7 protein-coding genes and 1 pseudogene are annotated in these 6318 nt (G+C 67.5%); 2 read left to right on the plus strand and 6 right to left on the minus strand.

The window, feature by feature from the left end; translation table 11 throughout:
* From RTO53_RS19035 to RTO53_RS19055, 5 genes and pseudogenes are all read right to left on the minus strand, one after another.
* Positions 1-475: pseudogene (locus tag RTO53_RS19035) on the minus strand (chemotaxis protein); the annotation flags it as partial.
* 228 nt (positions 476-703) lie between these two features.
* Positions 704-1318, minus strand: a complete 615-nt coding sequence (gene hflD, locus RTO53_RS19040; RefSeq protein WP_312239246.1) for a high frequency lysogenization protein HflD — start codon at positions 1316-1318, stop codon at positions 704-706.
* Entirely contained in the window at positions 1315-2454 is a 1140-nt protein-coding gene (mnmA, locus tag RTO53_RS19045) for a tRNA 2-thiouridine(34) synthase MnmA (protein WP_312239247.1), read from the minus strand. Before mnmA ends, hflD begins: the two co-directional genes overlap by 4 nt.
* Positions 2451-2912 (minus strand): NUDIX hydrolase, encoded by a 462-nt coding sequence (locus tag RTO53_RS19050; RefSeq protein ID WP_312239248.1) that lies wholly within the window; start codon positions 2910-2912, stop codon positions 2451-2453. Before RTO53_RS19050 ends, mnmA begins: the two co-directional genes overlap by 4 nt.
* Positions 2913-3377, minus strand: a complete 465-nt coding sequence (locus RTO53_RS19055; protein ID WP_312239249.1) for a hypothetical protein — start codon at positions 3375-3377, stop codon at positions 2913-2915.
* A gap of 81 nt (positions 3378-3458) precedes the next feature.
* Between RTO53_RS19055 and clpS the strand changes: the two genes are divergently transcribed.
* Complete coding sequence (clpS, locus tag RTO53_RS19060; RefSeq protein ID WP_256776704.1) at positions 3459-3791, plus strand: ATP-dependent Clp protease adapter ClpS; 333 nt, start codon at positions 3459-3461, stop codon at positions 3789-3791.
* Here clpS and RTO53_RS19065 read toward each other — a convergent pair.
* Positions 3788-4609: an aminoglycoside phosphotransferase family protein gene (locus tag RTO53_RS19065; RefSeq protein WP_312239250.1), complete on the minus strand. Its 822-nt coding sequence runs from the start codon at positions 4607-4609 to the stop codon at positions 3788-3790. The genes clpS and RTO53_RS19065 overlap by 4 nt on opposite strands.
* A 140-nt stretch (positions 4610-4749) precedes the next feature.
* On the opposite strand from RTO53_RS19065, the gene RTO53_RS19070 reads away from it, so the two are divergent.
* Positions 4750-6318: AAA family ATPase (locus RTO53_RS19070; RefSeq protein WP_312239251.1), on the plus strand; the 1569-nt coding region annotated here is incomplete at its 3' end.

Raw genomic sequence — 6318 nt, forward strand, 5'->3', positions numbered from 1 at the left:
GTTCTAGCGCCTTCACCAGCTGCTCCATGCGATGGGTGGCATGCTGGGCGAAACGGGCCACGTCGACACCGGCCCCGCCGTCTTCACCGGCACGGTCGACGATGCGGGCCAATGCCTGGCTCTGCTGGCGCGATTTGCGGTTCATGGCGTCGAAGCTGCCACCCAGGCCGCTGACCGCATGGCGGATCAGGTCACGGGCGCGTTCGACTTCGCCGCGCGAGCCGTCCACTTCGTTGGCAACGAAGGAACGCAGTTCGGTGAGCAGCTGGTCCTGCTCGCGCAGGATGCGGGCATGCTCGGGGGAGCGCTGGGTCTGTGCCCGTGCGGTCCACCAGGCAAAGCCCAGCCAGCTGAGCGTCATCGTGGTCAGGATGGCCCAACGCAGGGCGGCGGGCCATTCGAAGCCGATGGCGAAGGGAAGGAGCAGGGTCAGGACCAGGGGGGCGGCCAGACGGATGAAGATGCGTGAGTACATGGACGTTCTCGGGAAGTGCACGGTTGATGTATCGGCCGTACCCCCGTTTGCTTTAGTGCTGCACTGCACATTCCATCGAAAAACCTCCCCGCGGTAGAGCCACCCCTTGGGTGGCTGCGGGATCCCCGACCGCCCAACCCAGCCACCCATGGGGTGGCTCTACCCGCGGCAATCAACGGTAGAGCCACCCCATGGGTGGCTGCACGCAGCCCGCCCCGTCGCCGTGAATCAGCGCAGCTGGCGGTCCACGGCCTCGATCATCGCCTTGCGCGAGAACAGGAAGTCCCAGTACTGGCCGCCGGTCTGACGCCAGAGCACCGCCGAGCGCACCGCCGCCAGCAGCAGCGCACGGATCTCGGCCACTACCCCGGCCTGGCCCAGGTAATGCGGGTTGCCCTGGACCATTACGCGCGGCTTGAGGTTGCTGATGGTGTCCGCGTACAGGCCGCCGAGGGCAGCCAGCACGTCGGGATGGGCGCTGTCGCCGAGCTCGCCGGCCTGGCGCTGGGCGCTGGCGATGCCCTGGCTGACCTTGTCCACCACCGCATGCTCACGCACGAAACGGCGTTCCAGCTGCAGTACCGCCAGGGCCAGCCGTGGCAGCGATTCGTCCTGGCCCTGGTTGCGGAAGTAGTTGTGCAGCAGGCGCAGGCCCGGGGCCACGTTGGCCGGGCTGCCGTAGATGGCCTGCGGGCTGTCGGCATCGATGCGGAACACGCTGTCGATCGCGGTGCGCACCACCGCGGCCTCGGAATGGCCGGTTTCGGCGATGCGGCGCACCTGCTGCAGGGCCTGGGCGATGCCGGCCAGAGCAAGAACGCGGTCGTCGACGGAAAAACTCATGCAGCAGATACCTCGAAGGGGGAAGGAACGGTCCGCAGCCGCTGTTCCAGCGGCGCATCGGTGGCGGCGATCACCGCGCCACCCAGGCAGACCTCATCGTCATACAACACCAGCGATTGACCGGGGGTGACGGCGCGCTGGGGCCGCGCGAACCGCACCAGCAACGTGCCATCGTCGTTGACCTGCACCTCGCAGGCCTCGTCCGGCTGCCGGTAGCGGGTCTGCGCGGTGCAGCTGAAACGGCGGGAGGGCGGGGCGCCGGCAATCCAGTGCGCGGTCTCCGAGTGCAGCCGGGTCGACAGCAGCCACGGGCTGTCGCGGTCCTGGTCCACGTACAGGATGTTGCTGGCCACATCCTTGCCCACCACGTACCACGGCGCGGCCGGGCGGCCGCGTACGCCGCCGATGTTCAGGCCCTCGCGCTGGCCCAGGGTGAAATAGAACACGCCGGGGTGTTCGGCGATCAGCGCGCCATCGGGATCGCGGATCTCACCGGTCCTGGCCGGCAGGTAACGGCCGAGGAATTCCCGGAAGTCGCGCTCGCCGATGAAGCAGATGCCGGTGGAGTCCTTCTTGGCGTGGGTCGGCAGCCGCGCATCGCGGGCGATGCGGCGCAGGTCGTTCTTCTGCAGGTCGCCAATCGGGAACAGCGTGGCGGCCAGCTGCTCCTGCCCCAACTGGTGCAGGAAATAGCTTTGGTCCTTGCTGCGGTCGGCGCCGCGCAACAGCGCCCAGCGTCCCTCCACCTGCGCCACGCGGGCATAGTGGCCGGTCGCGATGCGCTCGGCGCCCAGCTCGCGGGCGGCATCCAGAAAGTGCTTGAACTTCACCTCGCGGTTGCACAGCACGTCCGGGTTGGGGGTGCGCCCGGCCGCGTATTCGGCCAGGAAGTGCTCGAACACGCCCTGCCAGTATTCGCTGGAGAAATCGCGGAAATGGAACGGAATGCCAAGCAGGCCGCAGACGGCCACCGCATCGCGGCGATCGTCCTCGGCGCGGCAGTCGCCGCTGCCGTCATCGGCCCAGTTCTGCATGAACAGGCCGGCCACCGGCTCGCCCTGCTGGACCAGCCGCCAGGCCGCCACCGACGAATCCACGCCGCCGGACACACCGACCATCACCCGGGGGGTACTCATGCCGTCTCCCGCACGATTGAGAGTGGATGACGCTGGCCACCGAGGTAGTCGGCGACCACCTCCCAGACCAGCGGGCTGCGCAGGCGCGCGTGCTCGGCCTGCAGTTCGGCCGGGCTCAGCCACAGCGCGCGCAGGATCCCCGCGTCCAGCGGACGGGCCGGATCATGGCTGACCGGCTCGGCGGCGTAGGCAAAGCGCAGGAACGCGGTGCCGTCGGGGGCGGTCCACTGGTAGACGCCGATGAAGGCGCTCAGCCGCACCGCCCAGCCGGTTTCCTCCAGGGTCTCGCGCACCGCCGCGTCGGCGAGGCTTTCGCCCGGTTCGAGGTGGCCGGCCGGCTGGTTCAGCACGTCGCGGCCGTCGATGCGCTCTTCCACCAGCAACAGGCGCCCGTCACGTGCCACCACGGTGGCAACGGTGACATGCGGCGTCCAGCGCGGGTCCTGCACGGCATTCACTCAGTATTCGTCCGTCTCGGTCAGTTCGTTTTCCATCGCATCGGCGGTACGCATGGCCGCGTCGATGGCGTCGCTCAGTGCAGCGGAGCTGGCATTGGCGTCCACCTTGACCACGAACATCGCCAGCTGGTCCTGCTTCACCCAGCCGCCCAGCTTGGCGTCCTGGGAGTCCTCCAGCAGGCGGTTGGCCACGGCGGCGGGGAACTGCTTGCCCGGCGAGGTGTAGCCCGGGGACCAGATCTCGCGGATCTTCTGGGTGCCGAATTCTTCCACCGCCGAGCGCACGAAGACCAGCTGGGTGCGGTCATCGCCGGCGTCGAAGACCAGCTTGTAGTCGCCGTCCTCGTCGATCTCGTAGGGGTAGTCCAGCTGCTTGAGCACCCGGCCGACGGCCTTGTCGGCTTCGGCTGCGTGCGCGCCGAACATCGTGGCGGTCAACAACAGCGCGGTGACGATCCTTTTCATGAAATCCCTGTGAAGGTGTAGATGGATAGGTAGATTGTGAAGGGCGACAGGAGCAACGTCCATTCCCGCTATAATGATGGGATGCCCCGCGAGCCCTCCCAAGAACCCCACCACGATCACGGCGTCATGCTGGAACCGGCCCGGCCGGAGGTGGCACCGCCGCCGTTCTACCAGGTGATGCTGTTGAATGACGACTACACCCCGATGGATTTCGTGGTGACCGTCCTGCAGAGCTTCTTTGCCATGGACCTGGACAAGGCCACCCAGGTGATGCTCCACGTCCATACCCGCGGTCGCGGGGTGTGCGGGGTGTTCACCCGTGAGGTTGCCGAGTCTAAGGTGGCCCAGGTCAACGAATTCTCGCGGATGAACCAGCATCCGCTGCTGTGCACGATGGAAAAGACCAGCGGCTAACCGCCGGCCTCGGCCAGCCGCTTTACGGCCATGGCCGCCACGGCCAGGTCCACCGCCGCCGCATCGCCATCGGCCAGGAACCACACCGCCGACAGCCCGGCGCTGGCGGCGATCCAGCGCAGCAGGCGCGGGCGGTCCAGCCCGGCCAGTGCGCAGACCTGTTGCAGCCGATGCTCGAAGACCGCCTCGCCGGTGGCCACATGGATGTCCGGTCCGCACAGGTCCGGGTTGGTGAACAGCACCGTGTAGTCGAAGGCGCGGTCGCCCAGAAGCCGCTTCGGATCGATCGCCAGCCAGCCGCGTGTGCCGAAATCCAGCACATTGTCGTGGTGCAGGTCGCCATGCAGCGGCCGCGCCTCGATCTGCGCATCCAGCGCCGCTGCCGCCAGTGATCTGCACTGTTCCAGCAATGGTGACAGCCTGATCGGCGGCGCCAGCAGGTCGCTGAACCACCGGTTCAAGTCCAGAAGCCCTTCCGGCGGCGTGCCACGCGGCCGATGCAGGCGCGCCAGCACGCCGCACAGGATCGCCGTGGCCTGTGCATCGCCGCCCTGGATCGACATGGCGCGCAGCGAATCGCCCGGCACGGCGCGCTCCATCAGCAGCGCCGGACCGTCGTGCGCCAGCACCCGCGCCGCCCCGTCGCCATCCCACCAGCGCAGCAGCAGGTGGCCGTTGCGCTCCTCGGCATCCGTGCTCACCTTCAGCATCGCGGCGCCGCCGTCGGGGAGGCGGACCGGGTACAGTTGGCCGCGCGGCGTGGTGATGACATCGCCATCACGGGCAAGCTGCCATTTCGTGAGCTGTGATTCGGGCATGATGCAGTCGCTGGGATGGCCTGGGGAATCCGGGGGCGGTTGTCGGACTGCTAACGCCGTCTGAACGCACCGATCCGCTAGGGTGATGGAAATTGCGCAGCAAGGCCGCATATTGTTTCCACCTGCCGCCGGAGTAGAACATGTTCAGTAAAGACCTCGAACACACCATCGGTCAGTGCTACAAGCGCGCCCGTGAGGCCCGGCATGAGTTCATGACGGTGGAACACCTGCTGCTGGCACTGCTCGACAACCCGTCCGCCCAAGCCGTGCTCAAGGCCTGCGGGGCAGACGCCGAGCGCCTGCGCCAGGAGCTGGAGCAGGCCATCGAGGCCTCGGTCTCGCGCCTGGCCGAAGATGACGGCCGCGACACCCAGCCCACGCTGGGCTTCCAGCGCGTGCTGCAGCGGGCCGTGTACCACGTGCAGTCCTCGGGCAAGAAGGAGGTCACCGGCGCCAACGTGCTGGTTGCCATCTTCGGCGAAAAGGACTCCCACGCGGTGTATTACCTCAACCAGCAGGACGTGACCCGGCTGGATATCGTCAATTACCTGTCCCACGGCATCGCCAAGCTGGGCGAGGACGGCGAAGTGCCACCGGCCGCCGATGGCGAAGGGCGTGCCGAGGGTGGCGAAGGCGAGGGCAAGGGTGATGCGCTGGCCGAGTTCGCCAGCAACCTCAACGACGCCGCCCGCAATGGCCGGATCGATCCGCTGGTCGGCCGTCGCGATGAAATCGAACGCACCATCCAGGTGCTGTGCCGCCGCCGCAAGAACAACCCGCTCTACGTGGGCGAGGCCGGCGTGGGCAAGACCGCCATTGCCGAGGGCCTGGCCAAGCGCATCGTCGAAGGCTCGGTACCCGACGTGCTGGCCGACGCCATCATCTATTCGCTCGACCTGGGCGCGCTGGTGGCCGGCACCAAGTACCGGGGCGATTTCGAGAAGCGCCTCAAGGGCGTGCTCACCGCATTGAAGAAGATGCCCAATGCGGTGCTGTTCATCGATGAGATCCACACCATCATCGGTGCCGGCTCGGCTTCGGGCGGCACCATGGATGCCTCCAACCTGATCAAGCCGGCGCTGGCCTCGGGGGAGCTGCGCTGCATCGGCTCGACCACCTTCCAGGAATACCGCGGCATCTTCGAGAAGGACCGCGCGCTGGCGCGGCGCTTCCAGAAGATCGACATCGTCGAGCCCACGGTGGGGGAAACCTACGAGATCCTACAGGGCCTCAAGCCCCGCTACGAAGCGCACCACGGCGTGACCTACGCCGATGACGCGCTGCAGGCGGCGGTGGACCTGTCGGTGAAGCACATCGGCGACCGGCTGCTGCCGGACAAGGCGATCGACGTCATCGACGAGGCCGGCGCGCGCCAGCGGCTGCTGCCCGAAGGCGAGCGCAAGGAGCTGATCGACATCGAGGAGATCGAGACGATCGTCGCCAAGATGGCGCGGATTCCGGCCAAGCAGGTCAGCGCCACCGACAAGGACGTGCTCCAGCACCTGGAGCGCAACCTCAAGATGGTGATCTTCGGTCAGGATCCGGCCATCGAAACCCTGTCCTCGGCGATCAAGCTGGCCCGCTCGGGCCTGGCCAACCCGGAAAAGCCGATCGGCAACTTCCTCTTCGCCGGCCCCACCGGTGTGGGCAAGACCGAGGTGACCAAGCAGCTCGCGCTGCAGCTGGGCATCGAGCTGGTCCGCTTCGAC

Source organism: Stenotrophomonas sp. (genome assembly GCF_031995405.1).
Classification (GTDB): domain Bacteria; phylum Pseudomonadota; class Gammaproteobacteria; order Xanthomonadales; family Xanthomonadaceae; genus Stenotrophomonas.

Coding starts and splice junctions, on each gene's coding strand:
- clpS (WP_256776704.1), top strand. CDS start 3,459: ATGCCCCGCGAGCCCTCCCAAGAACCCCACCACGATCACGGCGTCATG.
- RTO53_RS19055 (WP_312239249.1), bottom strand. CDS start 3,377: ATGAAAAGGATCGTCACCGCGCTGTTGTTGACCGCCACGATGTTCGGC.
- RTO53_RS19065 (WP_312239250.1), bottom strand. CDS start 4,609: ATGCCCGAATCACAGCTCACGAAATGGCAGCTTGCCCGTGATGGCGAT.
- hflD (WP_312239246.1), bottom strand. CDS start 1,318: ATGAGTTTTTCCGTCGACGACCGCGTTCTTGCTCTGGCCGGCATCGCC.
- mnmA (WP_312239247.1), bottom strand. CDS start 2,454: ATGAGTACCCCCCGGGTGATGGTCGGTGTGTCCGGCGGCGTGGATTCG.